Here is a 25890-nt window from a genome sequence, read left to right as displayed (position 1 = left end):
TGAGACGGTGGAACCTCCAACCCGCGACACGCTCAAGCCGATCGGCTCAGGCGGCTTCCGCCTCGTTGCGTGATGCGAAACTGGAGGCTCGGCCACGGCCGTATTGCCGTGGCGAACAGTTCATGACCCGCTTGAAGGCTGTGCTGAAGGCGCTTTCGGATTCGTAGCCGAGCGAAAGCGCTATGACGGCGACGGGATCGCTGGAATTCGTCAGCCGGTCGCCGGCCAGCAGCATTCGCCACCGCGTCAAATAGTCCATCGGCGACGCGCCAACCGTCTCCTTGAATCTGAGCGCAAAGGTCGATCGCGACATGCCGGCCCGTTCCGCCAGTTCCTGTAACGTCCAGCCATGCGCCGGATCGTCATGCATGGCGCTGATCGCCGCGCCGATCTGTTTGTCCGCGAGGGCAAAGAGCCAGCCGATGCCGCCTTTCAATCCTTCCGAAAGATGCAGCCGCAGCGCCTGAACCAGCATCATGTGGGCGAGGTGCTGGATCACCAGAAAGCCGCCCGGCTGTGACTCGCGCAGCTCCTGCATCATCCGCTCCACCGACCAGCGCAGCGCCGACTGGTCCGACTCTTTGCGGATATGCACAATGGCTGGCAGCATCCGCAACAGGATGCCGGCATGATTGCCGCCAAGCGCGAAGCGGCTGCTGACCAGAAAGAAATCACCGCCGCCATTGTGGGTCACGACACCGCCGGCCCGCGCTGGCGGAAAAATCTTGACGGCTTCAACAGGCGACAAGCTCATGTCGCTTGCAAGGCGGAAAGGCCGTCCACTCGGCAGCAGGAAGCAGTCGCCCGTCTCAAGGCGCACTGCGTCGGCAACGCCCTCCACTAATAGCCAGCACCGGCCGGAGATCACCGCTCCGGTCTTGATGCTTTGCTGCTGGTCGGGGAACTGGATCGACCATTCACCACCAGCATCGAAACCGGCCGACATATAGTTTCGCGGCTTCAGCAGCGAGAGCACATCTGAAAGGGGATCCACAGGTCATTCCGGACGATTGCGAAGATAATACGGACTTTACCGCATAGATCGTATTTTCTCAAGCGCCTATCACGACACAACTGTGCCGCGAAAATGGTCGTGGTCAGAAACGAACAAGGAGAAGTCGTGATGCGTGTTTTCGTTACCGGAGCGACCGGATTCGTCGGTTCTGCCGTCGTTCAAGAACTCATCGGCGCCGGCCATCAGGTGCTCGGCCTCGCCCGCTCGGCGGCGTCGGCCAAGTCGCTTGCAGCCACCGGAGCCGAGGTGCATCGAGGTGACCTCGAAGACCTCGAAAGCCTCAGCAGGGGCGCAGCGGCAGCTGATGGAGTGATCCATACCGGCTTCAACCACGACTTCTCGAAATTCGCGCAAAATTGCGAGATGGACCGGCGCGCCATCGAGGCCTTGGGCGGTGCACTCGAAGGCTCCGAGCGGCCCCTGCTCGTCACCTCCGGAACCGCGCTCCAGGCGCGGGGCCGTATCGCGACCGAGGAAGATGCGCCTGTCCCCTCTTCCGCTTCGTATCCCCGCGCCTCCGAAGCGACAGCCGCCGCGCTGGCGGCACGCGGCGTGCGCGCGTCGGTTGTGCGCCTTCCTCCGTCGGTCCATGGCCAAGGCGACCACGCCTTCGTTCCTATTCTCATCGACCTCGCTCGCAAGAAGGGCGTGTCGGCCTATATCGGCGAAGGGCTCAATCGCTGGCCTGCCGTGCATCGGTTCGATGCCGCCCGCGTTTACCGGCTTGCGCTCGAGCATGGAGCCGATGGCGGGCGATATCACGCGATCGCCGAAGAAGGCGTGCCGTTCAAGGACATCGCCGGCGTGATCGGCCGGCGCCTGAACGTGCCGGTCGTCGCCAAGTCCGCGGAAGAAGCCGCCGATCATTTTGGCTGGTTCGCGATGTTCGCGGCGATGGATGTCCCGACCTCGAGCGAGCGGACTCGCGCGCTGCTGGGGTGGGCGCCGAGCGGACCCGGGCTCATCGCCGATATCGACCAGCCGGGCTATTTCGAAGGTGAATGGACCGCGTAGCTGCGGTGCCCTGCGCCGCAGCTACGGCCTCGCGCTTCGGCCGGGCGGCAAACCTATCCCAATTGCCCCAGCACCGGAAAATTCTCGAGCAACCAATAGGACACCGCCTGCACGCCGCCGGTCAGGAAAAACACGCCGGCGACCACCAGCAACGCGCCGATGGCCTTTTCGACGCGGCCGAGATGGACGCGGAATTTCCCGAGAAAGCGCATGAAGGCGCCTGAAAACAGCGCCGCAACGAGGAAGGGAATACCGAGGCCGAGCGAATAGGCGGCAAGCAGCAGCGCGCCCTCGCCCACCGTCTCGCGGCCGCCGGCAAGCGTCAGGATCGGCCCCAGCACCGGGCCGATACAGGGCGTCCAGCCAAAGGCGAAGGCCAGGCCCATTACGTAAGCGGCGATCAGGCTGGCCGGCTTGCCTTGTGACTGGAAGCGCGCCTCGCGTGAAAGCAAAGGGATGCGCAGTACGCCGAGGAAATTCAGCCCCATCAGGATGATCAGCACGCCGGCCGCCATTGCCAGCGGCTCCTGCCAGACCCGCAGCAGATGGCCGATGGTCGAGGCACCGGCGCCGAGCGCGACGAAGACGGTCGAGAAGCCGAGCACGAAGGCGATGGAGGAATTAACCAGCGCGCCTCGCGCACCGGCCTTTGCCGTAATGCCGGCCTCGCCGCGAAAATCGTCGACCGACACGCCGGCCATATAGCACAGGTAAGGCGGCACCAGCGGCAGCACGCAGGGGGACAGGAAGGAAATCGCTCCCGCCCCGATCGCACTGACATAGCCGACGTCCAATGCCATTTCCGTCTCCCGATGACTGCGCAGCCATATAGCCGCGACGGCGGTCGTCCGCCAATCACCATCGCGTGGCCCCATCACATTGGGTAGCAAGTCGACGCCCGCCCGGGAAGAAAGGGCAGCCAGGCAGCGTTGATCAAACGAAGCTGCGTTGTTCCGCGCGCTTTTCGAATGATCCAGGGAGAAGTCCATGAAAACGATCCCAATTGGCATGGCCGCGCTTTTGCTCGGCACTGCCGCATCCTTCGCCGCCGAGGCGTGGAAGGAAGCGGAGGTCGGCGGCACCAAGATCTACACCGACGCCAGCGGCATGACGCTCTACACCTACGACAAGGACGAGGCGGGCAAGTCGAACTGCTACGACAAATGCGCCGCCAATTGGCCGCCGCTGAAGGCTGACGCCAACGCCAAGGCCGAGGGCGAGTGGACGATCGTCGACCGCACCGACGGCACCAGGATGTGGGCCTACGAAGGTAAGCCGCTCTACACGTTCATCAAGGACAAGAAGACCGGCGACGTGACCGGCGAGGGTGTCGGCGGCGTCTGGCACATCGCCAAGGCCGACTAGGCCTTGAGCTTCTGATCGGCTGTAACAGGCGGTAACACGGTTGGTCGCTGGGAACTCGACCCAACCGCCCTGGCGGCCAGCTTTTCAGCACGGTACTTCCTTGCGACTGTCCGAGCAAAATGCCGGGCTACCGATTGCGCGCTTCACAGCATCTGTTCAAGCAGGGCTGGCGCGTGCTCGATGTTTCTCTTATATCCGCGGGAGAGTTTGTCCCGTTCTCCAGGATCAATTGCCGGGCTTGTCCAGTGATAGGCTGGCCATTTCCCTTATCCAGGATTGCGGAAAATCGCATGGCGCCGTTAGGTTGCACATTCGGTACAGGGCCGCATTTTGACTGCTTGGCCTTGACCGGATGCAAAAGCGCGGCCATGTGAGCGACACATTGAACGAGATTTCGTCGCGCGCAGCGGAATTCTTCTGCCGCATCACAACTGATATGAGACCGTATGGACGTCGTCGTCGTCGAATCGCCGGCCAAGGCGAAGACAATCAACAAATATCTCGGCAAGAACTACAAGGTTCTGGCCTCGTTCGGCCATGTCCGCGATCTGCCGGCCAAGGATGGCTCGGTGCGTCCGGATGAGGACTTTGCCATGTCCTGGGCCGTCGACACCGCGTCTGGAAAGCGTCTCGCCGATATTGCCAAGGCGGTCAAGGACGCCGACGGGCTGATCCTCGCCACCGATCCGGACCGCGAGGGCGAAGCGATCTCCTGGCATGTCCTGGAAGTGCTGAAGCAAAAGCGCGCGTTGAAGGACAAGCCGGTCAGCCGCGTCGTCTTCAACGCCATCACCAAGGCGTCCGTGCTGGAGGCGATGGCCAATCCGCGCCAGATCGACGCGCCGCTGGTCGATGCCTATCTCGCCCGCCGCGCGCTCGACTATCTGGTCGGCTTCACGCTGTCGCCCGTGCTGTGGCGCAAGCTGCCCGGCGCCCGCTCCGCCGGCCGCGTCCAGTCGGTGGCGCTGCGTCTGGTCTGCGACCGCGAATCCGAGATCGAGCGCTTCATCCGCGAGGAATACTGGCAGGTCGCCGCCATTCTCGGTACGCCGCGCAAGGAAAATTTCGAGGCGCGGCTGACCGCCTTCGAGCGCAAGAAGCTGCAAAAGCTCGACATTTCCAACAAGGCGCAGGCCGACGACATCAAAGCGATGCTCGAAGGCGCCAGCTTCAAGGCGGCGTCTGTCGAAGCGAAGCCGACCAAGCGCAATCCCGGGCCGCCCTTCACCACCTCGACGCTGCAGCAGGCAGCCTCATCGGGTCTCGGCTTTTCGGCCAATCGCACCATGCAGGTGGCGCAGCGGCTCTATGAGGGCATGGAGATCGGCGGTGAGACCACCGGCCTGATCACCTATATGCGGACCGATGGCGTGCAGATGGCACCGGAGGCGATCTCTGCCGCACGCGATGCGATTGCCAAGGAATTCGGCCCTAAATACCTGCCTGAAAAGCCGCGCTACTATTCCGCCAAGGCCAAGAATGCCCAGGAGGCGCACGAAGCGATCCGTCCGACCGATTTCATGCGCACGCCGGCTTCCGTCAAGCAGTATCTCGACGCCGACCAGGCGCGGCTTTACGAGATGATCTGGAAACGCGCCATCGCCAGCCAGATGCAGCCGGCCGAGATAGAGCGCACCACGGTCGAGATAGAGGCAGTCAACGGCCCGCGCACCGCCGAGCTTCGCGCTGTAGGCTCGGTTGTTCGCTTCGACGGCTTCCTTGCCGCTTACATCGAGCAGAAGGAAGAAGATTCGGAAGACGAGGAAAGCCGCCGCCTGCCCGAGATCCGTGCCGGCGAGCAGCTCACACGCGAGGCGATCAACGCCACCCAGCACACCACCGAGCCGCCGCCGCGTTATTCGGAAGCTTCGCTGATCAAGAAGCTGGAAGAGTTGGGCATCGGCCGGCCGTCGACTTATACGGCGATCCTGAAGACGCTCGAGGATCGTGACTATGTCACCATCGACAAGCGCAAGCTGGTGCCGCAGGCAAAGGGCCGGCTATTGTCGGCCTTCCTCGAAAGCTTCTTCGAGCGTTATGTCGAGTACGACTTCACCGCTTCGCTGGAGGAAAAGCTCGACGAGATTTCCGACGGCAAGCTCGCATGGAAGGACGTGCTGCGCGATTTCTGGAAGGATTTTTCCGGCGCCGTCGCCGACATCAAGGAGTTGCGCGTCACCGACGTCCTCGATGCATTGAACGAGGAACTGGCGCCGCTGGTCTTTCCCGCGCGCGAAGACGGTTCGAACCCGCGTATCTGTCCGAAATGCGGCACCGGCAACCTGTCGCTGAAGCTCGGCAAGTTCGGCGCCTTCGTCGGCTGTTCGAACTATCCCGAATGCTCCTTCACCCGCCAGCTCGGCGACGCCGCCAATCCCAATGGCGAGAACGGCGGTGGTGAAGACGGCACCAAAGTGCTCGGCAAGGACCCCTATACCGCCGAGGAGATCACGCTGCGCAATGGCCGGTTCGGCCCCTATATCCAGCGCGGCGACGGCAAGGATGCCAAGCGTTCCAGTCTGCCCAAGGGCTGGACGGTCGATTCGATCGATCACGAAAAGGCGCTCGCCTTGTTGTCGCTGCCGCGCGACGTCGGCAAGCATCCGGAATCCGGCAAGATGATTTCGGCCGGGCTGGGGCGCTACGGGCCGTTCGTGCTGCATGACGGCACCTACGCCAATCTCGACAGCATCGAGGACGTGTTCTCGATCGGCCTCAATCGCGCCGTCTCGGTGATCGCCGAGAAGCAATTGAAGGGCAAAGGCGGCCGCAATGGCGGCACAGCCGCTGCGCTCAAGGAACTGGGCGAGCATCCTGCCGGCGGCGGCAAGATAGTCGTGCGCGACGGCAAATACGGGCCTTATGTGAATTTCGGCAAGGTCAATGCGACGCTGCCGAAGGGCAAGGATCCGCAATCGGTGACGATCGAGGATGCGGTGGCGCTCATTGCGGAAAAGGAAGCCAAGGGCGGCAACGGCGCCAGGAAGCCCTTCCGCAAAGCGGCCGCGCCTGCGAAGAAACCGGCTGCGGCCAAAAAACCGGCGGCCAGGAAAAAGGGATAGGACGGATTGGCGCGCAAAGTCTCCGGAAGAAGCCACGGCGATCTGCGCACCGCCGATACCCGTGCCAAGGTCAGGGACAATTACCGGCCTTCACGCGACGAGATACTGCGTTACATCGCCGAAAATCCGGACCGCGCCGGAAAACGCGACATCGCCAAGGCGTTTGCGCTACGCGGCGAAGACCGTATCTGGCTGAAGGACGTCTTGCGCGACCTGCAGGATGAAGGCCTGCTGACCAAGGAGCGCAAGCGGCTTGCCCGTGTCGGCGCCCTGCCCCACGTCGCGGTGCTCGACATCTTCGGCCGTGACGCCGACGGTGTGCTGCTGGCGCACCCGACCGAAGCGATCGGCAATGGCGAACCTCCGGTCATAGCGATCCGCGTGTCGCGCGGCGGCAATGGCCCGACGCCGGGCATCGGCGACCGCGTGCTGGCCAAGACCTTTCCGACCGACGATCCGGCAGGCCCGGCCTATACCGGCCGGGTGATGAAGATATTCGAGAAGCGCACCGATGCGGTTCTCGGCGTTTTCCGTGTGCTGAAGGACGGCACGTTCCGCATCGAGCCGGTGGAAAGGCGTCAGCCGGAGCTGGTCGTCGACAAGGAATTCCAGAACGGCGCCAAGAACGGCGACCTGGTCGAGGTCGAGCCGGCGCGGGCCTCGCGCTACGGGCTGCCGCGAGCCAAGGTTCTGGCGGTGTTGGGGTCGCTGACCAGCGAAAAGGCGGTCTCGATGATCGCCATCCACGCACACGACATTCCGCATATTTTCCCCGCCGACGTTATCGCCGAGGCGGAGGCGGTCAAGCCGGCGACGCTTGCCGGCCGCGAGGATTGGCGCGAGCTGCCGCTGCTCACCATCGATCCGGCCGACGCCAAGGATCATGACGACGCGGTGTTCGCTATGCCCGACACCGACGAGAAGAACGCCGGCGGCGTGGTTGTCACCGTCGCCATTGCGGATGTCGCTGCATACGTGCGCTATGCCACGGCGCTCGATCGCGAAGCGCTGAAGCGCGGCAATTCGGTCTATTTCCCCGACCGCGTCGTGCCGATGCTGCCGGAGCGCATCTCGAACGACCTCTGTTCACTGCGCGAAGGCCAGGATCGTCCGGCGATAGCGGTGCGGATGACTTTCTCGGCCGATGGCCACAAACTCAGACACTCCTTCCATCGCGTCATGATGAAGTCGGCGGCGAAACTCGCCTATCAGCAGGCGCAAGCGGCGATCGACGGCGCACCGGATGACACGACTGGCCCGATCCTCGATACGGTGCTGAAGCCGCTATGGGACGCCTACGCGATCCTGAAGCGCGGCCGCGACACGCGCCAGCCGCTTGAGCTCGATCTGCCCGAGCGCAAGATCCTGCTCAAGCAGGACGGCACCGTCGACAAGGTCGTCGTGCCGGAGCGGCTCGACGCGCACAAGCTGATCGAAGAGTTCATGATCCAGGCCAATGTCGCCGCCGCCGAGACACTCGAGGCGAAGCGCCAGGCGCTGGTCTACCGCATCCACGATGCGCCCTCGCTCGCCAAGCAGGAATCGTTGCGTGAATTCCTGCAGACGCTCGGCATGTCGCTGGCGCGCGGCGCGCAAATGCGGCCGAACCAGTTCAACGGCATCCTCGCTCGCGTGCGCGGCGCCGACAATGAGGGGCTGGTCAACGAAGTGGTGCTGCGCTCGCAGAGCCAGGCCGAATATTCGCCCGCCAATATCGGCCATTTCGGCCTCAACCTGAAGCGCTACGCGCATTTCACCTCGCCGATCCGCAGATATGCCGACCTGATCGTGCATCGCGGGCTGATTGCCGCACTCGGCCTTGGTCCGGGGGGCCTGACGCAGGACGAGGCGGAGCGGCTGGAAGAGGTCTCGGCGCTGATTTCGGCGACCGAGCGGCGCGCGATGGCCGCCGAGCGCGACACGGTCGACCGGCTGATCGCCGCCTATCTCGCCGAGCGCATCGACGACCGTTTCGACGCCCGCATCTCGGGCGTCACCAAATCGGGCCTGTTTGTCCAATTGCCGCAGTATGGCGCGGATGGCTTCATTCCGGTTTCAACCCTGGGCGGCGACTACTATATATACGACGAAACTGCTCGATCGCTTTTCGGAGAACGCACCGGCAAGGGCTATCAGCTTGCTGATCGCGTCGAGGTTCGCCTGATCGAGGTGGCGCCGATGGCCGGCGCGATGCGTTTCGAGATGCTGACCGAGCCAAAGCCGCTGCCCGGCTCCAAACGGTCGTTCCACAAGGCCAAAGGCCGCGCCCGGGCGTCGCAATCGCGTCCAGGCTCGCGCGGCAGGAGACGGTAATGCCAACAGAACTGCAGGTGGAAGAACGGATTTTCGGCGGCGAACATCACTCGGGCCGGACCGCCCGGCCGCTATGGACGGCAATGAAGCGCGGCATGCTCGGCCGCTGCCCGCATTGCGGCGAGGGCAAGCTGTTTCGCGCCTTCGTCAAGACCGTCGACAAATGCGATCATTGCGGCGAGGAACTTCACCACCATCGCGCCGACGACCTGCCGGCCTATCTTGTGGTGGTCATTGTCGGCCACATCGTGCTCGGCGCCTTCATGGGTGTCGAAGCGACCTCGACGCTGTCGACCTGGCAGCACATCGCCATCTGGGTGCCATTGACCATCATTCTCGCCGTCGTCCTGCTGCAGCCAGTCAAGGGCGCTGTCATCGGCCTGCAATGGGCATTTTATATGCACGGCTTTGGCGGTGAAGAAGATCTGATCGAGTCGCATCCCGAGGCTTGAAACCGAGGCTGGCGCAATCGGCATGGCTGGACGCCACTTCCGCATCGGAGAAGATTCCGCTAGGTCGAGCGCATGGACGTTATGACCAAGGCGGAAATCGACAAGGTTGAGCGGATCGCGCTCGATGCCAAGCCTATACGCCCGCGCGACGCCGCGACGCTGATCCTGCTCGACCGCAAGGGCGACGAATTCCTGGTGCTGATGGGCCGGCGCCACGCCCGTCATGCCTTCATGCCGGGAAAATTCGTGTTTCCCGGCGGCCGCACAGATCCGGCCGACAGCCGCATCCCGATAGCCACCGCACTTCATCCCGAGGAAGAAGCGAGATTGACCGCTGGCATCGGCCGCACCAGCCCGGCTCGCGCCCGCGCCATTGCCTTGTCGGCAATCCGCGAAGCCTATGAGGAGGCCGGCCTGCTGATCGGTCAAAAAGGCGTGTTCGCAACCGCCAGGCGCGACTGGCAGGGCTTTGTCGAACACGGCGTCATCCCATCACTGCAAGCGCTGCGCTTCGTCGCACGCGCCATCACCCCGCCCAACCGGGTGCGCCGCTTCGATACGCGCTTTCTCGCCGCATGGCGCGACGATGTCGCCGTGCAACTGCCGGATGGCGGTCCGACCGACGAGTTGGAAGACGTCGTTTGGCTGCCGCTGGCCAAGGCCCGGCAAGCCGATATTCCAGACATCACGCGCACGGTCCTGGAGGAGCTGGAAACCCGGCTCGCCCGGGATCCGCTGCTGAGCCCCGGCGGTCCCGTGCCGTTCTACCGGCTTGTCCGCAATCGCTTCGTCCGCGAAATTCTCTAGAGCAGCCAGGCATTCCATGACAGTCGATATCCAGCCGCAGGGCAAGGAACGCGTACACTGGCTGCCGATGGTCGCGGCGATCTCGTCGATCAGCGTCGTCGGCATTGCCATCGGCCTTGGCATGCCGCTGCTCAGCGTGATCCTGGAAACGCGTGGCCATTCCGCGTCGATGATCGGTCTCAACACCGCGGTCGCCGGCCTCGCCTCTATCGCCGGCGCGCCGCTCGCCACTCCGCTTGCCATGCGGTTCGGGGTCGCCTGGACGATGCTTGCCATGATTGCGGCCGGAGCGCTGGCCTTTGTCGGTTTCCATTTCGCGCCAGCTTTCTGGATGTGGTTTCCGCTGCGCGTGCTGCTGCATATCGCGCTGACGGTGCTGTTCATCCTGTCGGAATTCTGGATCAGCACCTCGGCGCCGCCACACCGGCGCGGACTGGTCCTCGGCATCTATGCCACCGTGCTGTCTCTCGGCTTTGCCGCCGGGCCTTGGCTGTTCGCCCATCTCGGCAGCAGTGGCTTCCTGCCCTTCGGCGTTACCATCGCCTTGGTTACGCTCGCTGCCATACCGGTCCTGGCGGCACGCAACGAGAGCCCGACGATCGTCTCGGACGGCGAAACCAGCAATTTCCTGCGTTACATCTGGCTGGTGCCGACGGCAACCGCCGCCGTGCTGGTGTTCGGCGCGGTCGAGACCGGCGGCTTTGCACTGTTCCCGGTCTACGGTAGCCGCATCGGCTACTCAGAGGCGGACGCCGCCCTTTTGCTCACCATGATCGGGCTTGGCAATGTGCTGTTGCAGATCCCGATCGGCATGATCAGCGACCGCGTCAGCGACCGCCGCTATCTGCTGATGGCCTGTGCCACTGTCGGGCTTGCCGGCACGGTCTTCATGCCGTTCTTCGCGCATAACTGGCATTTGATGGCAGCGCTTCTGTTCATCTGGGGCGGTGTGGTCGCCGCTATGTATACAATCGGTCTTGCTCACCTCGGCTCCCAGCTTTCCGGCCACGAACTGGCCTCCGCCAACGCCGCCTTCGTTCTCTGCTACGGCGTCGGCATGGTGCTTGGCCCGCAGGCAATCGGCATCGGCATGGACGCTTTCGGGCCGTCGGGCTTCGGTTGGGCGCTCGGCCTGTTCTTCGCCTGCTATATCGTGCTGGTCGGCACCAGGCTGCTCCGCAAAATCCTCTGAGTCGGCCCAGCTGCCGACATCGCTCCCACTGCTGACCAACTCCTGACACAACCATGTCAGGAGGGCTCGAGTATATGCTCCCCCAAAATGCATAGCAGGGAGACCTCGGATGATCGATAGTGGCTTTGAAACGAAATCGCTGCGGATGGAATTGCTGCTGCTGGTGACCTTTCAGGCACCGGCAGCCGATGTCGACCGCATCATGGAGGCGGTGGTCGCGATCGTACCGCTCGGAATGGGCAAATATGACAGCAATGCTTTCCAGTCGGCGGACGGCATCGAACGCTACCGGCCGCTTGAAGGTGCCGCCGCTGGCGCCGAGACGGAATTGCGCAGGCGGCCAGGGACTGTCGAGGTGTCGTTCGAACTGCCTGACGACCAGAAGCTCGCCGCTCGCGTCGTCGAAGCGATTTACCAGGTTCACAGCTATCAGGAGCCGGTGATCCGCATTCAGCCACTGCTTGCCAGCCGCTCCAAGGGTCTCGACGACCGCGCCAACCCGAACCGCTGGTGGAACACGACGGGAGACTGGAAGAAGGCGTTGCAACGGGAAACCGTCGCGGCGGAGTGACCGGAACCTGGTCGTATCTCGGTTTGAATTTGGCTGTCAGGAAGCCTGCCGATGAATGATGAAGCAAACCGCAAACCGGCAAGCGATCCCCAGGACCTGGCGCGGCTATTGGTTTCTCGCGAGCAAGCGGGAGACGCGGAAGGAATGGCTGCTCTTTACGAACCCGGTGCCATCCTCGCTACCGGCAACGGACAGTTGGCCTGCGGCAGAGATGCCATCCGCCGATTTTACGCCAAGTTGGTGGCAGCGGGACGAAAGTTTGATCTCGGAGATCAGCGTCCGGCTATCATCAACAGGGATTTGGCGCTCACTTCCACGCGCCTTGCCGATGGCACCGTTACTGCGGAAATCGCTCGCCGGCAAGGTGACGGGAACTGGCTTTGGGTGATCGATCAGCCGTCCATCGCTCGATACTCATAGCTAGCATTCAAACTGAGACGCCACCCGGAGGACGGCCGGAGGCACACAGGAGCCTCCCGCGGCTGTCGGCACCCAATCAAATTGTCGGGTTTTGGTAGCACATCAATGTCCGCTTCGTCCCCAGCCTCCATCGGCTGGCAATAAACCCGGACAACTCATGTGCCACCTAATCCGGACAACTCATCTGCTTACGACACAGAACCTGGACAAGGGTTGACTTTCCGGGCGCGTTCTTTATGTGTCGCGGCAAGTTTCCCGCGTCCGGGTGTTTCCCGTGCTCCAGCGGCCAAAACTCCACGAACATTAACGGACGAACATCATGGCCAAAGCCGCAAACATCAAGATCAAGCTTCTGTCGACCGCCGACACCGGTTTCTTCTACGTGACCAGCAAGAACAGCCGCACCAAGACGGACAAGCTGTCGTTCCGCAAATACGACCCGGTCGCCAAGAAGCACGTCGAATTCAAGGAAACCAAGATCAAGTAATCGGGGTTTTCTCTCGCGGTACCGAAACGCCGCCTTCCGGGCGGCGTTTTTCATTTCGGGATGCAGGATTAGCCGATGCGATCGCCGCTTGCCGGATCGAACAGATGGAGCGATGCCGGATCAGCCGATAGGCGCACGGCCTCACCCGGCTTCACGCTGGCCCGGCCCATGGCAAACACGCAGACCTGCTGGCCGGCAAGCCCGGCATAGAACTGGGTGGACAGGCCGAGCGGCTCCACGACACCCACCTCGCCCTTCAGCGCGCCATTGTCGGCGAGCCGGATATGCTCGGGCCGCAAGCCGACGGTGATCGCATCGCCATCCCTGAGCGGCATGCCGTCCGGCAGCCTCAGCTTCTGGCCGTCGGCCAGGATGGCATCCGGCTTGGCGCCCTTTTCAACCACGGCAGGCAGAAAATTCATGCCGGGCGAGCCGATGAACCCGGCGACGAACATGTTGACCGGCCGGTCGTACAGATCGAGCGGCACACCGACCTGCTGGACGAGGCCGTCATGCATGACGACGATGCGGTCGGCCATTGTCATCGCTTCGGTCTGGTCGTGGGTGACATAGACCGAAGTGGTCTTCAATTGCTGGTGCAGCGCCTTGATCTCGGCACGCATGTGAACGCGCAGCTTGGCATCGAGGTTCGAAAGCGGCTCGTCGAAGAGAAAGACCTTCGGGTCGCGCACGATGGCACGGCCCATGGCGACGCGCTGACGCTGGCCGCCAGACAATTGCCGCGGCAGGCGCTGCAGAAACGCACCGAGCCCGAGCCGCTTGGCGGCACTGTCCACCCTTGCATCGATCGCCGGCTTGCCGGCCTTTCTCAGCATCAGGCTGAAACCCATGTTCTTCGACACGTCCATGTGCGGATAGAGCGCGTAGGACTGGAACACCATGGCAATGTCGCGGTCCTTTGGCGCAATGTCGTTGACCAGGCGCTCACCAATATGGATTTCGCCGTCGGAGACTTCCTCCAGCCCGGCGATCATACGCAGCAGTGTCGATTTCCCGCAGCCGGACGGGCCGACCAGAACGACGAACTCGCCGTCGGCGATTTCGAGATCGACCGCGTGCAGAACGCGCACGGCTCCATAGTCTTTGCGGACTTTGTCGAGTGTAACGGAGGCCATCGATCTATCCCTTGACGGCACCGGCGGTAAGGCCGGTGACGAGGTAGCGTTGCAGGAAGGCAAAGAAGACGCAGACCGGGATCAGCGCCAGGATGGAAGCAGCCATCATCTGTCCCCAGTCGACCGCGAATTTGCCGATATAGGTGAGCAGGCCGACCGCGAAGGTCTTCTGGTCGTCGCTGGAAATCAGCATCAGCGCAAACAGCAACTCGCTCCAGGCGGCGGTAAAGACGAAGCCGAGCGTCGCGCCCATGCCGGGTAGCGTCAGCGGCACGATCACCTTGCGCATCGCCTGCAGGCGCGTGCAGCCGTCGATCATGGCTGCCTCTTCCAGGTCTCGCGGGATGCCGTCGAAGAAAGATTGCATCAGGAAGGTCGCAAAGGCCGTATTGAACGCGGTGTAGATGATGACGAGGCCGGTCAGGCTGTTGATGAGGCCGATCTGTCCCATGATGCGGTAGATCGGCGGAATGACCATCACCAGCGGAAAAGTCTGGGTGAGCAAAAGCAGGATGGCCAGGGTCGCCTTGCCGCGGAAGGAAAATCGCGACATGGCGTAGCCGGCCAGCGTGGCAATGACCGTTACGAAGGCTGCCGTCGACACCGAAACGATAACGCTGTTCAGGAAATAGCGCGGAAAATCGGTGGCTTCGAGCACGGTGACGAAGTTCTGCAGCGTCGTTTGCGACGGCCAGAAAGTGATGCCTTCGGAATAGAGCAGCCGCTCCGGCGTGACCGAGATCTTCAACGTCCAGAAGATCGGGAACAGCGCGAAGGCCATATAGGCGGCGATGGCGCCGTAAAGGCCGATGCCGCCGAGAATGCGCGAGGAGACGGAGCGTCCGGCAATCATCAGACGTGCCTCACCAGCGAGCGGCGGATGCCTATCAGCGCAATCGCATAGACGATGAGCAGCACAAGCAGCAGCACCGCCACCGCCGAGGCATAGCCCTTATCCAGTGACTTGAACGCGCTGACATAGATATAGACCGGCACCGTGGCGGTCGAACCGGCAGGCCCGCCTTCGGTCATGACGAAGATCAGGTCGGCGAATGTGGCGATCCATATCGTGCGCAGCATGACGGTAATGACGATGGTCGGCGCCAGGAACGGCAGCGTCACCTTGGTGAAGCGCTGCCACGGCGAGGCGCCGTCGATCGCCGCCGCCTCATGCAGTTCTGACGGGATCGACTTCAACGCCGCCAAAAGCGTGACGGCAAAAAAGGGAATGCCGAACCAGACATTGGCGACGATCGGCCCCCACATGGCTGTCGAGGGATCGGAGAGCACGTTGGTTGGCTCGGCTTTCAGCCCCAAGGCGTAGAGCCAATGCGGCAGCGGCCCGATGATCGGGTTGAACAGCCAGGCCCAGGTCAGGCCCGAGAGGAAGGACGGTACCGCCCAAGGCAGGAACACCACGGCCTGCACGATCTTTCTGCCCCGGAACGGCGTATCGAGCAGCAGCGCCAGGCCAAGTCCAAGGAAAAATTGGAAGAACAGGCTGGCTGCCGTCCACCATAGCGTGTTGACGAGCGCCTGCCCGAGCACAGGATCCGACAGCATCGCCTGATACTGCCCAAGCCCGACATATTCGGATTTGAAAGCGGAGAATTTGCGGAACGAGTAGCCGACACCGATAACCAGCGGCACCAGGAGCACGACGACCAGCAGCGCGATCGCCGGGCTGAGATAGAGCCAAGGCTCGATCGCGGCATGGGATAGCCGCTTCTTTCGCGGCCTGCCGGCGGATCGGATTTCGGACACGGCATAGGTCATTGGTACTTGATCGTCTCCTGGGTAAGCACGGGCTGGCGACAGCGCCTTCCCCGTTTACGGGGAGATGCCGGTCCACCCTCCGCAGCTGCAGCGCAGCTGCTGCGGAGGACGGGCAGGCAGATGAGAAGCAGCGCGAGCCAAGTCGGGTTGGCGCCGCCCCTCATCCGTCACGTCGTGACACCCCCTCCCCGTGAACGGGGAGAAGGAACAAAAGCTATTTCTTGTTCTTGGCCAGCCAGTCCTGCTGTTCCTTGGTCAGGAACTTGGCCCATTCGTCGGCCACGTCCTTGGCCGCCTTCTGGCCAAGAAGCACTTCCTGAAAATTCTTGATCGCCACCTGGTCTACGAAATTGCCAAGGTTTTCCAGATGCGTCGGAGGCGTCACCATCTCGTATTTGTCGCCGTTGTTCAGTTCCTCGAACCAGCCTTTGAACTGCTCGGTCCTGAAGTGGGCGTCCTGGTCGGCGCCGTTGTGGATTGGAATGACACCGACTTCCTTTGCCCATTCCAGATTGTCCTTGGGCGACAACAGCGTTGCCATCAGCTTCCAGGCATCGTCCTTGTGCTGGGAATTGGCGAACATCGCCCAGCCGGCATAACCGAGCGTCGGATAGGATTTGCCGCTCGGCCCGACCGGCATCGGCGCCACGGCGAAATCGTCGGCGCTCATCTTGTCCGCGATGCCGAGCAGCGCGTCAGGATCCTGGTTCAGCATGGCGCAGGTGCCGCTGTAGAAGCCGGTGACGGTCTCGTTAAAACCCCAGCTCACCGCATCTTTCGGCGCCAGGCCGTTCTTGTACATGTCGGCGAGCATCTGCAGGCCCTTGACCGAGCCTTCCTCGTTGATGGTCGAGGTGCCGTCCTCGTTGAAATAGCCGCCCTTGCCGGCTGCGATGTTCATGAACATATGCATGCCGTTGAAGGCGCCCGGGCCGCCGCGCAGGCAGTAGCCGTATTTGCCCGGTATCGCCGAGATTTTTTTGGAGTCCTCGACGAATTCATCGAGCGTCGCCGGCGGACCGTCCAGACCGGCCTCCTTGAACAGCTTCTTGTTCCAGAACAGCGCGTTCAGGTAATAGCCGTAAGGGATCATGTACTGCTTGTTATCGACCGTCGAGCCGAACTGCTTGGCACGCTCGCCCAGCGTTTTGGCATCGTCCCATTTGGCCATGTATGGCCCGAGATCCTCGAGCTGGCCGTTGGTCGCATAGAGACCCATCCAGCGTTCCGGCATCTCGACGATGTCGGGCGTGTCGCCGGCCTGCACCATGGTGAGGAACTTCTCGAACGCCTGGCCCCAGGGCAGCGATACCAGCTCGACCTTGACACCCGGATTGGCCGCCTCGAATTCGGCGATCTGCTTCTTGAGGAATTCGGTACGCGGCGGGCTGGTGATGACCTCGACCATCTTGACCGTGGAATCGGCCAGCACGCTGCCGGCGGAAATCGCCAGACCCGCGACGGCACCAAGAAGGATGCTCAGTTTTTTCATGTTCAGCACTCCCATTTTGAACGGCTCCTTTATCTTTTTGCTCTGTCGAAGGCCCGGGCAACATCCGCCCACAGGTCTTCGACACTTTCCAATCCGACACTGAAGCGGATGGTTCGTGGGCTGACGCCGAAGCGCGCCATCGAATTCAGGCCCGGCGTCTGCTCGAGCGAGGCCTTTGCCGGAACGACCAGGCTCTCATGGCCGCCCCAGCTGACGCCGATGCGAAAGAGTTTCAGCGCATCGACGAAAGCCGGGATGTCGACGTCTTCCGTCACTTCGAACGAGAACAGCCCGGCATAGCCGGCAAGCGTCGCCTTGCCTGGATGGTTGGAATAGGCCGGGTGGTTGACCCGCTCGACATGGTCATGCGCTTTCAGCCGTTCGGCGATGGTCAGCCCGCTCTTCATGTGATGCGGCAACCGCAGCGGCAATGTGCGCAGGCCACGCAGCAACAGCCAGGCCTCGAAAGGCGAAAGTTTGCCGCCGAGATAGGAATAGGTCTGCTCGTTGATATGTCGGATATGGGGGGCCGAACCGGCCACCACACCGGCGACGGTGTCGCTGTGGCCGCCGAGATATTTCGAGGCCGAATGCAGCACCAGATCGACACCGTGCGAAATCGGCTTCTGGAACACCGGCGTAGCCCAGGAATTGTCGATCGAGGTGATGATGCCCTGCTCTTTGGCCAGCCGCGCCAGGTGGGTTATGTCCTGGAGCTCGAACATCATCGACGTCGGGCTTTCCAGGTAGAGCAGCTTGGCGCCGGGAAGTGCTGCCGCGACCGCATCCGGATCGGAACCGTCGACATAGTCGACCTTGATGTTGAGCCGTGGCAAAAGCCGTTCGAACAGCCGGTAGGCATCGCCGTAGCAATTGCGCACGACAACCATGCGCTCACCGGCACCGACGAAAGCAAGCACCGTGGCGCTGATCGCCGCCATGCCGCTGGAAAAGCCGCGCGCGGCCTCCGCGCCTTCGAGAGCGGCGACACGCGCCTCGAACTCCATGACCGTCGGGTTGTCGCCGCGCGAATAGATCGGCTGACGTCGCCTGCCGGCGAATGTGTCGGCCATCTCGGAATAGTTGGCGAAGGTGAAGAGCGAAGTCTGGTAGATCGGCGGGACCACCGCGCCGCCGGGGAAAGGCTCGTCATGGGCGAGAAGCGTCGCTGCCTCGGCGAGATAGTCGTTTTCGAAACCGGCGGGATGATCGCTCATTTCTGGCCTGAAAGTTCGAGTTTGGCCGCGCCGCGCTTCAGATCGTCCTCGACGGTGGCGATCAGCTTGAGCGCCTCGGCCCGGGCCCCCTCCGGATCGTGCGCGGCGATGCGTTCGTAGATGGTGCGGTGGTAAGGAAAGCTGGCGTGGCCGAAATCACGCACGCCGAGCGGATGCTCCCAGAAACGATGGAACAGTTCGTGCATGGCGGCGATGATCTGCTCGAACAGCGGATTGCCGGAACTGCGGTAGATCGACTGATGGAATTCCCAGTCCTCCTCCGCCGACATCCCGGCGCGGGTGTGGAAGGCCTGCTCCATAATGTCGAGCTTGCGCCCGATCTCGACGAGATCTGCCTGGCCCGCGCGGACGGCGCACAGGGCGGCGGCTTCCGCTTCCAGTGCCCGGCGGATTTCCAGCGTCTGCATCAGGCTGGTGAAATCATTGCCGCCGGCCAGCGTCAGCGGCATGTGCAGCATGTCCAGCGAGACCACTCCCTTGAGATAGGTGCCGCTGCCTTGCCGCCGTTCGACCAGGCCGAGCCCTTCCCAGCGCGTCAGCGCCTCGCGCACGGTGTTGCGGCTCACCTTGAGGCGCTCGGCAAGGATGCGTTCGGTCGGCAGTCTCTGGCCGGGCCCGAGAGCTTCCCGCATCACAAAGCCGGCCAGCGCCTTGAGCACCGCGTCGTCGCGAGCAGTTGCCTGTATGGGGGAAAGGCCGAATTCGGTCATGCGAACGGGTCACCAAATGGCTCAATGGTCCAACCAATTTCTGCATAGAAGACAGGCCCTGTCAACCGACTGCGGGCGCATAGGCTCTGCCCAGCCGGCTATTTCAAAGGGCGCTGTCGCTGCCGCAACAAAAACCAAGCGTTTTCCTGGTCTTGGCGTAGAATCCTGATGTGTTTTGAAAATTGGGGGCCGGCCGGCGTTTGGCAGCGGTACGAGGAGGCCACTATGTGCCAGCGCCGGCCGGCCGACCCCACGGACCCAGGAGATGCGGCGGACCTGAGCATCATGGGGTATTCTTCGGGTCGAACCGGCGATCTAGCCTCGTGCCGGTTACGTCTAAGGGCTGCACATTTGCGCAACAACTTATGGAAATCAACCGTTTCTTAACCAAGCCTCGCAAATCGCTTGGATTAAGGTAAATTCGTAACCTTGTCGCGTTGACCCGGCAATTGGTGTTCGGTGCTAAGCCGCCTTGGCGACGACGCGATTGCGGCCGCCGCTCTTGGCTTCGTAGAGCGCGAGGTCGGCGCGTTTCATCAGCGCCGAGACCGTGTCTACCCCCTTCAGCACCGACGACACGCCGACGCTGACGGTGACTTCGACGGCCTTGCCTTCGGTGCCGACGGCAAACGGCAGCTGGGCGATTTCGGCGCGAATGCGCTCGGCGACCTTTTCGGCTACCGCGCCGTCGGTGTCCGGCATCACCACGACGAACTCCTCACCGCCGAAGCGGCAGGCTAGATCGATGCCGCGCACATTCTTGCGCAGCCGCCGCGCGAATTCGCGCAGCACGTCGTCGCCGCCGTCATGGCCATGCGCGTCGTTGATGCTCTTGAAGCGGTCCAGATCGGTGATCATCACCGACAGCGGCCGGCGCCGTGCCACGGCGCGGTCGAACAGCGTCTGCAAATGGCTGTCGAGATAGCGGCGGTTGTGCAGGCCGGTCAGGGCATCGGTCACCGCCATCTCGATGGTCTGGGTGACGCTGGCGCGAAGCTGGTCGTTGTAGCGCTTGCGGCGCACCTGCGTACGCAGCCGCGCGGTCAGCTCCTGCTGGTCGATCGGCCGCATCAGATAATCGTTGATGCCGAGTTCGAGGCCGCGGATGATACGCCCCTCCTCGCCCTCGTCCGCCAGAAGGATGATCGGCAGGAAACGGGTGCGATCGAGCGAGCGCAATTGCGAGCAGAGCCTCAGAGGGTCGAAATCGGCGAAGGCCGTCGAGATCATCACGCATTCATACGGCTGCTCGGCGGCCTGGAAGAAGCCGGCATGCGGATCGTTGGCGACGTCGAGATCGGCACTGCCGCGCAGCATCTTCTGGATGCGCTCGAACGAGGATTTGCGCTCGTCGACCAGCAGCACCTTCGGCACCGCATCGTCGGCAGCGAAGTTGCGGCTCAAAAGCTCCTCGATGCCGATATTGCGTGTCGTCGAGGCGCGCAGCCGCAGCTCGTCGGTCAGCGATTTCAGCCTGACCAGGCTCTTGACGCGCGTCATCAACTGCAGATCGTTGACCGGCTTGGTCAAAAAATCGTCGGCGCCGGCCTCGAGGCCGCGCACCCGGTCCGAAACCTGGTCGAGCGCGGTGATCATCACGACAGGGATGTGCGATGTCGCCGGGTCGCCCTTCAGCCGCCGGCAGACCTCGAACCCGTCCATGTCGGGCATCATCACGTCGAGCAGCACGACGTCGACCTTGCCGTTCTCGCAGATCTCGATCGCGTCCGGCCCGTTGGTGGCGGTCAGGACCTCGAAATATTCGGCGAGCAGCCGAACCTCCAGCAGCCTGACATTTGCTGGGATGTCGTCGACGACGAGGATCCGCGCGGTCATTTCACAAAGCTCCGGCTCGGCTGGAAAGATACATCAGGCATCGCCCAGGTAGGATTTGATGGTTTCGATGAAACGCGGCACCGAGATCGGCTTGGAGATATATGCCTCGCAGCCGCCCTGGCGAATGCGCTCCTCGTCCCCCTTCATCGCGAAGGCGGTGACGGCGATGACCGGGATGACGTGAAGATCATCGTCCTCCTTCAGCCATTTGGTGACCTCGAGGCCCGACACTTCCGGCAGCTGGATGTCCATCAGGATGAGGTCCGGCCTGTGCTGCCGCGCCAGATCCAGCGCTTCCAGGCCGTTGCGTGTGCGCACCGTCTCGTAGCCGCTCGCTTCGATGAGGTCGCGAAAGAGCTTCATGTTGAGCTCGTTGTCTTCGACGATCATAACCTTCTTTGGCATCGATTTCCCGTCCCGGCTGGCCTTCCACGCGAAGGGTGCCGTCATGCGCCCCTTGTCGGCACGCACCAAACCTGTTCCCACTATACGGCAATATGATTGACGAAACGGAAACCGGCCGCCCTAAAAGCGTTCGGATTCCAGGTCGGCGAGCTTGCTGCCGGCGACACTTGCCACTACTGCGAAAACAGAACGATTCCGCCCATGAAGGAAGGTAGCAATGGCAAACGCAGCGTCAATGCGCGAGGAAGCGGAAACGGTTGCCGTAAAGGCGTTGGGCTTCGTCGCCGCCGATCCGGAACTTCTGCCCCGCTTCCTGGCGATCACCGGCATCGAAGCCCATTCCATCCGCCGGGCGGCGGGCGAGCCGGGATTCCTGGCCGGCGTGCTGCAGTTCATCCTTGCCCACGAGCCGACGCTGATGCGTTTTTCCGAGGAGACCGGAACGCCGCCCGCCGCAGTCGGCAAGGCATTGCGGGCGCTGCCGCTCGGCGACGATAATCATGAGCATTCGATATAAGCGGCGATCCCGAGACAGATCGCCGCGCCGAAAATCGTGAGTGCACTCGGGCTTTGACGCCAGCCGCGTGTAGAGCAATTCCAGGAAAAGTGTGAAACGGTTTTCCGTCCGGAATTGCGCAAAAAACAAAGACATGGAGCGGTTCGGCGTTTCCGTGAAACGATGAACCGCTCCAAGCTCGGCACTTAGGGTTTCAACTTCGCCCCTGCCCCGCCATTGTCATTCTCGCCCGAGCCATGATCCGGAACAGTAGCCTCGCTTGGGTCCATGATGGGGTTGTCCTGAACGGCATCGGCCGGCTTCAGCATGGCGCCGTTGACCGTGACCGAACCGTCTGCCTTAGCGTTGACGACCCATTCCAGTCGACCATCCGGCAGTGCCTTGCCAAATCCTTTGACGGCGAGTGCGAACGGGAAATACTGCGCCGCTTCCGGCTCGGTCTTGGCCGCCGTTTGCAGAGCCTCCACAATCTTGTCATAGCCCGCGACATCGATGGTCATGCTCGCCTCGGGCTTCTTGCCGGGGAACGTCATTTCACCTTCCATCGCAATCTCGATGTTGCCGTTCTTGATCGTGCTGTGTCCGAGAATGGCCTTTGGCGTCTTGGCCAGGAAATCGGCGGAGATCTGGTTGCCGAAATCTGCCGGCAGCGGTGGATCCTTGCTGAAATCAAGGGTTTCGATGATTTTCTTCGCCATGCTGTCCAGATCGATGTTGGCGCCGCCGAAGTTGAGGTCGATATCCGTCGGCAGCAACGCAACGCTCCAGCTGGGCAGCACCTGCTGTGGTATTGTCAGGCCGGAAACCCTGAACGCGTAGTTGATCTTGCCGTCCTTGGCGATGCCGTCCATGCCGACGGCGGTATTCAGTTGCGTCGCACCGAACTTGCCCACCGGGCTCTCCACCACAAAGTCCTTGAAGCCGTAGGTGCCGTCGATCCGCTCCCACAATGGCAGTGCTGCCGTCAGAAGCGATTTGAACTCCGCCTCATCCGCCTTGAATTTGGCTGCATCATCAGTCGCCACGATGAAAGCAAGCAGGTCGAGCAGCGGCTTTGTCCGCAAACCCTTGCCGGTCGCATCCACCGCCGCGTGCGGCGATTTGACATTGTATGAGAATTTCAGACCGCTCTTGGGATCGTCCAGTCTGACGGTTTCGGCAAAGGCGGTCATTGTCTGTGAATACGCAAAATCTATGCCGCCATTCGCTGATTTCGTCGCGCTCATGCTGCCAGCGCCGCCATCCGCAGAGGCTTCCACATTCTGCAGCGGGCTTTTTACACTCATCGTGACGCCCGAAGTGGAACCCGAGGCGTTCACAAAGGCCGCCAGATCAGGGGCATAGATAGCGGTGAACTTGTTGTTTGAAATGGAAAAGTCGATGTGCTGCGGCCCCTCCGGACCGACGAAATCAACAGACCCCTTCGGGGACACGTCCGCCGAAACGTCCCACTGACCGTCTTTGCGTGGCTTGACCAAGATGAAGTAAGGCGTGACGTCGAACTTGAAGGCTTGCTGCTTTGCCATCAAATCCGTGACTGGCTTGAAGTCGAAAGCGAGCTTGTAGGCATCGCCGTCGACTGAAATTTTCACGAACCCGATATCGAACAGCTTCTTGCCGATGTAGTGCGCCAGATCGTCGGAAAGCTGCTTCGCGCCTTGCCTGTCGACCGCTTGGCCGAAGGCCGGTGCGCTGCAGGCAAGAAGCAAAACAAGTGGCAAAACGCGCTTCATGTCGATCCTCACTTAATCGCGGCCCTCAAGCCGTCATCACTGGTAGGCAAATACCATCGCAGCCGCAAGAGAAGGCCTATGTGTTGCGGCGGCTGTTACAGCACCAGCCGCACCAGCGGTCGGCCTGGCTTACGTTCGACCAACCGCTGGAACCCGGCCTTTTCGAAGACCCGCGACGAGCCGACGAACAGCCCGATCGAGCGCGAATCCTTCGATAGATCGATCGGGCAGGCTTCGATCAGCCGCGCGCCGTTCTGGCGGGCGAACTCGATGCCGCCCGCGACCAGACGGTGCGACACGCCCCTGCCCCGCGCCTTGGTCCGGATGAAGAAACAGGAGATCGCCCAGACACCCGGATCGCTGGCGTCGGCGGGGTCGATCGGCGCCGACCCCCTGCCCTGGTTGTTCCATTCGGGCACGTCGGCACGCGGGCCGATCTGCATCCAGCCGACCGCCTGGCCACCCTCGAAAGCCAACAGGCCGGGCGGCGGCCCGGCCTCGATCCGCGCCTTGATGTGGTCCTTGTTGCGTTCCCGGTTGCTCGCGCGGCGCGCTGCGGGCGACAGCCGGAAATGTGTGCACCAGCAGCCGTAGCAGGCGCCTTGCCTACCGAAAAGATCTTCGAAATCCGCCCAAAGCTCGGGCACTAGCGGCGCTATGGTCGTATTCATGAGCTCTCTCCCGGCCCACCGCCTTGTCGTGGCGTCCGTCCTGACGTACCATTGCATTTGTTCTCTTTATGTTCGCAGCGATGGCGGCCCCTGTCAACAATCCCGAACACGGTTTTTGCCGCGACTGCCTGAGTTTTCAGCGCAGCGAGGCACGCCATTGCGAGCGCTGCGGCAGTCCACGGCTCGCCCGCCATCCGGAGCTCTACCGGCTGCGCCTTGCCCATATCGATTGCGACGCGTTCTACGCGGCGGTCGAAAAGCGCGACAACCCGGCGTTGAAGGACCGGCCATTGATCATCGGCGGCGGCAAGCGCGGCGTTGTCTCCACCGCATGCTACATTGCCCGCATCCACGGCGTGCGCTCGGCAATGCCGATGTTCAAGGCGCTCGAAGCCTGCCCGGAAGCGGTGGTCCTGCCGCCGGACATGGAAAAATACGTGCGCGTCGGCCGCGAGGTGCGCGCCATGATGCAGGCGCTGACGCCGCTGGTCGAGCCGCTCTCGATCGACGAGGCCTTTCTCGACCTCGCCGGCACCGAGCGCCTGCATGGCCTGCCGCCTGCGGTGGTGCTGGCGCGCTTCGCACTCGGCGTGGAAAAGGAGATCGGCATCACCGTTTCGGCCGGTCTTTCCTACTGCAAGTTCCTGGCCAAGGTGGCGTCGGACTTCCGCAAGCCGCGCGGCTTTTCGGTGATCGGCGAGGCCGAGTCTATCGGCTTCCTGGCCGAGCAGCCGGTGACGCTGATCTGGGGGGTCGGCAAGGCCTTTGCCGCCACGCTCGAGCGCGACGGCGTCCGCACCATCGGCCAGTTGCAGCGCATGGAACGTGGCGATCTGATGCGCCGCTACGGCGTCATGGGCGACCGGCTCTACCGGCTTTCGCGCGGCGAGGACGACCGTCGCGTCGTTCCCGACCAGGACGCGAAAAGCGTCTCGGCGGAAACCACTTTCGATACCGACATCGCCTCCGTCGACGAACTGGTTTCGGTGCTGAGGGCGCTGTCGGAAAAAGTCTCGGCCCGGCTGAAGAAATCCGGCATTGCCGGACGCACAGTCGTCCTCAAGCTGAAGACCCAGGATTTCAAGATCCGCACGCGCAATCGCCAACTCGGCGATCCGACCCGGCTGGCCGACCGCATCTTTCAGACCGGGCTCGAGCTGCTGCGCAAGGAAGCGGATGGCACGAAATACCGGCTGCTCGGCATTGGCGTCAGCGATCTCTCCGACGATGACCGGGCGGACCCGCCCGACCTGGTCGACGTCCAGTCACGCAAGCGCGCCATGGCCGAAGGCGCCATCGACACGCTGCGCGGCAAGTTCGGCCGCAGGGCGGTGGAAACCGGCTATACCTTCGGCAAGGGCCGCGATGCCCATCCGCCCGAACCGGTCGAGGACTAGTTCCTCTGCACAGAGGTTTTGGTTCTTTGACAGAGCCTGAAAGGGCTGTGGATGGGAGCCTGCCGATCGGGCTGCCAATCTCCAAGGTTGCGATTAGCGATAAGCCACCACGTCTTCGTCATCCCAGGGCGGAGCAGGAGCGAAGCGACGTCGCGGAGACCCTGGGATCCATGCCGTGACGTCAGCCGAAGAATACAGCGGCTCAGAACGGCGCTTGTATCCGCAACTGTGCCAGCTACCCTTCAGCCATGACCGGCTATACCTACATGACCGCGAGCCAG

At 62.6% G+C, this 25890-nt stretch carries 24 protein-coding genes; 12 read left to right on the top strand and 12 right to left on the bottom strand.

What is annotated here, in order from left to right:
- Positions 1-46: 46 nt before the first annotated feature.
- Complete coding sequence (locus NKJ91_RS11540; protein ID WP_352455653.1) at positions 47-994, bottom strand: AraC family transcriptional regulator; 948 nt, start codon at positions 992-994, stop codon at positions 47-49.
- A 129-nt stretch (positions 995-1123) separates the two neighbouring features.
- On the opposite strand from NKJ91_RS11540, the gene NKJ91_RS11535 reads away from it, so the two are divergent.
- Positions 1124-2029: an SDR family oxidoreductase gene (locus NKJ91_RS11535; RefSeq protein WP_023679971.1), complete on the top strand. Its 906-nt coding sequence runs from the start codon at positions 1124-1126 to the stop codon at positions 2027-2029.
- Between the two features lie 53 nt (positions 2030-2082).
- Here the strand turns inward: NKJ91_RS11535 and NKJ91_RS11530 are convergent, their stop codons facing one another.
- On the bottom strand, positions 2083-2829 hold the full coding sequence (locus tag NKJ91_RS11530; protein ID WP_031212847.1) for a cytochrome c biogenesis CcdA family protein: 747 nt from the start codon (positions 2827-2829) through the stop codon (positions 2083-2085).
- A gap of 187 nt (positions 2830-3016) precedes the next feature.
- On the opposite strand from NKJ91_RS11530, the gene NKJ91_RS11525 reads away from it, so the two are divergent.
- The 9 genes from NKJ91_RS11525 (at position 3017) to rpmG (ending at position 12698) form a co-directional block, all read left to right on the top strand.
- Positions 3017-3394 carry a COG4315 family predicted lipoprotein gene (locus tag NKJ91_RS11525; protein WP_352455652.1) on the top strand — a complete coding sequence of 126 codons (378 nt, stop codon included), beginning with the start codon at positions 3017-3019 and terminating at the stop codon, positions 3392-3394.
- 446 nt (positions 3395-3840) lie between these two features.
- Positions 3841-6456 (top strand): type I DNA topoisomerase, encoded by a 2616-nt coding sequence (topA, locus tag NKJ91_RS11520; RefSeq protein ID WP_352455651.1) that lies wholly within the window; start codon positions 3841-3843, stop codon positions 6454-6456.
- Between the two features lie 6 nt (positions 6457-6462).
- Positions 6463-8769, top strand: a complete 2307-nt coding sequence (gene rnr, locus NKJ91_RS11515) for a ribonuclease R (RefSeq protein WP_502896617.1) — start codon at positions 6463-6465, stop codon at positions 8767-8769.
- On the top strand, positions 8769-9221 hold the full coding sequence (locus tag NKJ91_RS11510) for a DUF983 domain-containing protein (protein ID WP_023679976.1): 453 nt from the start codon (positions 8769-8771) through the stop codon (positions 9219-9221). The genes rnr and NKJ91_RS11510 overlap by 1 nt, the downstream gene beginning before the upstream one ends.
- A 72-nt stretch (positions 9222-9293) precedes the next feature.
- The gene (locus tag NKJ91_RS11505; protein ID WP_352455650.1) at positions 9294-10028 is read left to right on the top strand and encodes an NUDIX hydrolase; all 735 of its coding nucleotides are present in this window, start codon (positions 9294-9296) and stop codon (positions 10026-10028) included.
- A 16-nt stretch (positions 10029-10044) separates the two neighbouring features.
- A complete protein-coding gene (locus NKJ91_RS11500; protein ID WP_023679978.1) occupies positions 10045-11220 on the top strand; it encodes an MFS transporter in 1176 nt (391 codons plus the stop codon).
- Between the two features lie 109 nt (positions 11221-11329).
- Entirely contained in the window at positions 11330-11791 is a 462-nt protein-coding gene (locus NKJ91_RS11495) for a YqfO family protein (RefSeq protein WP_352455649.1), read from the top strand.
- Between the two features lie 51 nt (positions 11792-11842).
- Positions 11843-12211: a YybH family protein gene (locus tag NKJ91_RS11490; protein WP_352455648.1), complete on the top strand. Its 369-nt coding sequence runs from the start codon at positions 11843-11845 to the stop codon at positions 12209-12211.
- A 319-nt stretch (positions 12212-12530) separates the two neighbouring features.
- Positions 12531-12698: a 50S ribosomal protein L33 gene (gene rpmG, locus NKJ91_RS11485; protein WP_006201775.1), complete on the top strand. Its 168-nt coding sequence runs from the start codon at positions 12531-12533 to the stop codon at positions 12696-12698.
- Positions 12699-12766: 68 nt separating this feature from the next.
- Here rpmG and NKJ91_RS11480 read toward each other — a convergent pair whose 3' ends face one another.
- The 8 genes from NKJ91_RS11480 to NKJ91_RS11445 form a co-directional block, all read right to left on the bottom strand.
- On the bottom strand, positions 12767-13834 hold the full coding sequence (locus NKJ91_RS11480; RefSeq protein ID WP_352455647.1) for an ABC transporter ATP-binding protein: 1068 nt from the start codon (positions 13832-13834) through the stop codon (positions 12767-12769).
- A gap of 4 nt (positions 13835-13838) precedes the next feature.
- Entirely contained in the window at positions 13839-14687 is an 849-nt protein-coding gene (locus NKJ91_RS11475; protein ID WP_352455646.1) for a carbohydrate ABC transporter permease, read from the bottom strand.
- Positions 14687-15610, bottom strand: coding sequence for a carbohydrate ABC transporter permease (locus NKJ91_RS11470; protein WP_352455645.1), 924 nt, complete (start codon positions 15608-15610; stop codon positions 14687-14689). The genes NKJ91_RS11475 and NKJ91_RS11470 overlap by 1 nt, the downstream gene beginning before the upstream one ends.
- A gap of 214 nt (positions 15611-15824) precedes the next feature.
- Positions 15825-17102 carry an ABC transporter substrate-binding protein gene (locus NKJ91_RS11465; protein WP_031212851.1) on the bottom strand — a complete coding sequence of 426 codons (1278 nt, stop codon included), beginning with the start codon at positions 17100-17102 and terminating at the stop codon, positions 15825-15827.
- A gap of 29 nt (positions 17103-17131) precedes the next feature.
- The gene (locus tag NKJ91_RS11460; RefSeq protein WP_352455644.1) at positions 17132-18319 is read right to left on the bottom strand and encodes a PLP-dependent transferase; all 1188 of its coding nucleotides are present in this window, start codon (positions 18317-18319) and stop codon (positions 17132-17134) included.
- Positions 18316-19050, bottom strand: coding sequence for a FadR/GntR family transcriptional regulator (locus tag NKJ91_RS11455; protein ID WP_023679986.1), 735 nt, complete (start codon positions 19048-19050; stop codon positions 18316-18318). The genes NKJ91_RS11460 and NKJ91_RS11455 overlap by 4 nt, the downstream gene beginning before the upstream one ends.
- Positions 19051-19512: 462 nt before the next feature.
- A complete protein-coding gene (locus tag NKJ91_RS11450) occupies positions 19513-20886 on the bottom strand; it encodes a PleD family two-component system response regulator (protein ID WP_023679987.1) in 1374 nt (457 codons plus the stop codon).
- 33 nt (positions 20887-20919) lie between these two features.
- Complete coding sequence (locus NKJ91_RS11445; RefSeq protein WP_006334976.1) at positions 20920-21291, bottom strand: response regulator; 372 nt, start codon at positions 21289-21291, stop codon at positions 20920-20922.
- Between the two features lie 217 nt (positions 21292-21508).
- Here NKJ91_RS11445 and NKJ91_RS11440 point away from each other — a divergent pair, with 217 nt between their 5' ends.
- Positions 21509-21808, top strand: coding sequence for a DUF3572 domain-containing protein (locus tag NKJ91_RS11440; protein WP_352455643.1), 300 nt, complete (start codon positions 21509-21511; stop codon positions 21806-21808).
- Positions 21809-21993: 185 nt separating this feature from the next.
- On the opposite strand, the gene NKJ91_RS11435 is transcribed toward NKJ91_RS11440, so the two are convergent.
- Together NKJ91_RS11435 and NKJ91_RS11430 are read right to left on the bottom strand one after the other, a co-directional pair.
- The gene (locus NKJ91_RS11435) at positions 21994-23541 is read right to left on the bottom strand and encodes a hypothetical protein (RefSeq protein WP_352455642.1); all 1548 of its coding nucleotides are present in this window, start codon (positions 23539-23541) and stop codon (positions 21994-21996) included.
- Between the two features lie 95 nt (positions 23542-23636).
- Positions 23637-24212, bottom strand: coding sequence for a GNAT family N-acetyltransferase (locus NKJ91_RS11430; RefSeq protein WP_352455641.1), 576 nt, complete (start codon positions 24210-24212; stop codon positions 23637-23639).
- A 68-nt stretch (positions 24213-24280) separates the two neighbouring features.
- On the opposite strand from NKJ91_RS11430, the gene NKJ91_RS11425 reads away from it, so the two are divergent.
- The gene (locus NKJ91_RS11425; RefSeq protein ID WP_352455640.1) at positions 24281-25609 is read left to right on the top strand and encodes a DNA polymerase IV; all 1329 of its coding nucleotides are present in this window, start codon (positions 24281-24283) and stop codon (positions 25607-25609) included.
- Positions 25610-25890 lie beyond the last annotated feature (281 nt).

This window comes from Mesorhizobium sp. M0040, from assembly GCF_040323505.1.
In the GTDB taxonomy this organism is placed as follows: domain Bacteria; phylum Pseudomonadota; class Alphaproteobacteria; order Rhizobiales; family Rhizobiaceae; genus Mesorhizobium.
The sequence above is the reverse complement of the archived record's forward strand: the minus strand, read 5'-3'. Positions and strand labels throughout refer to the sequence as shown.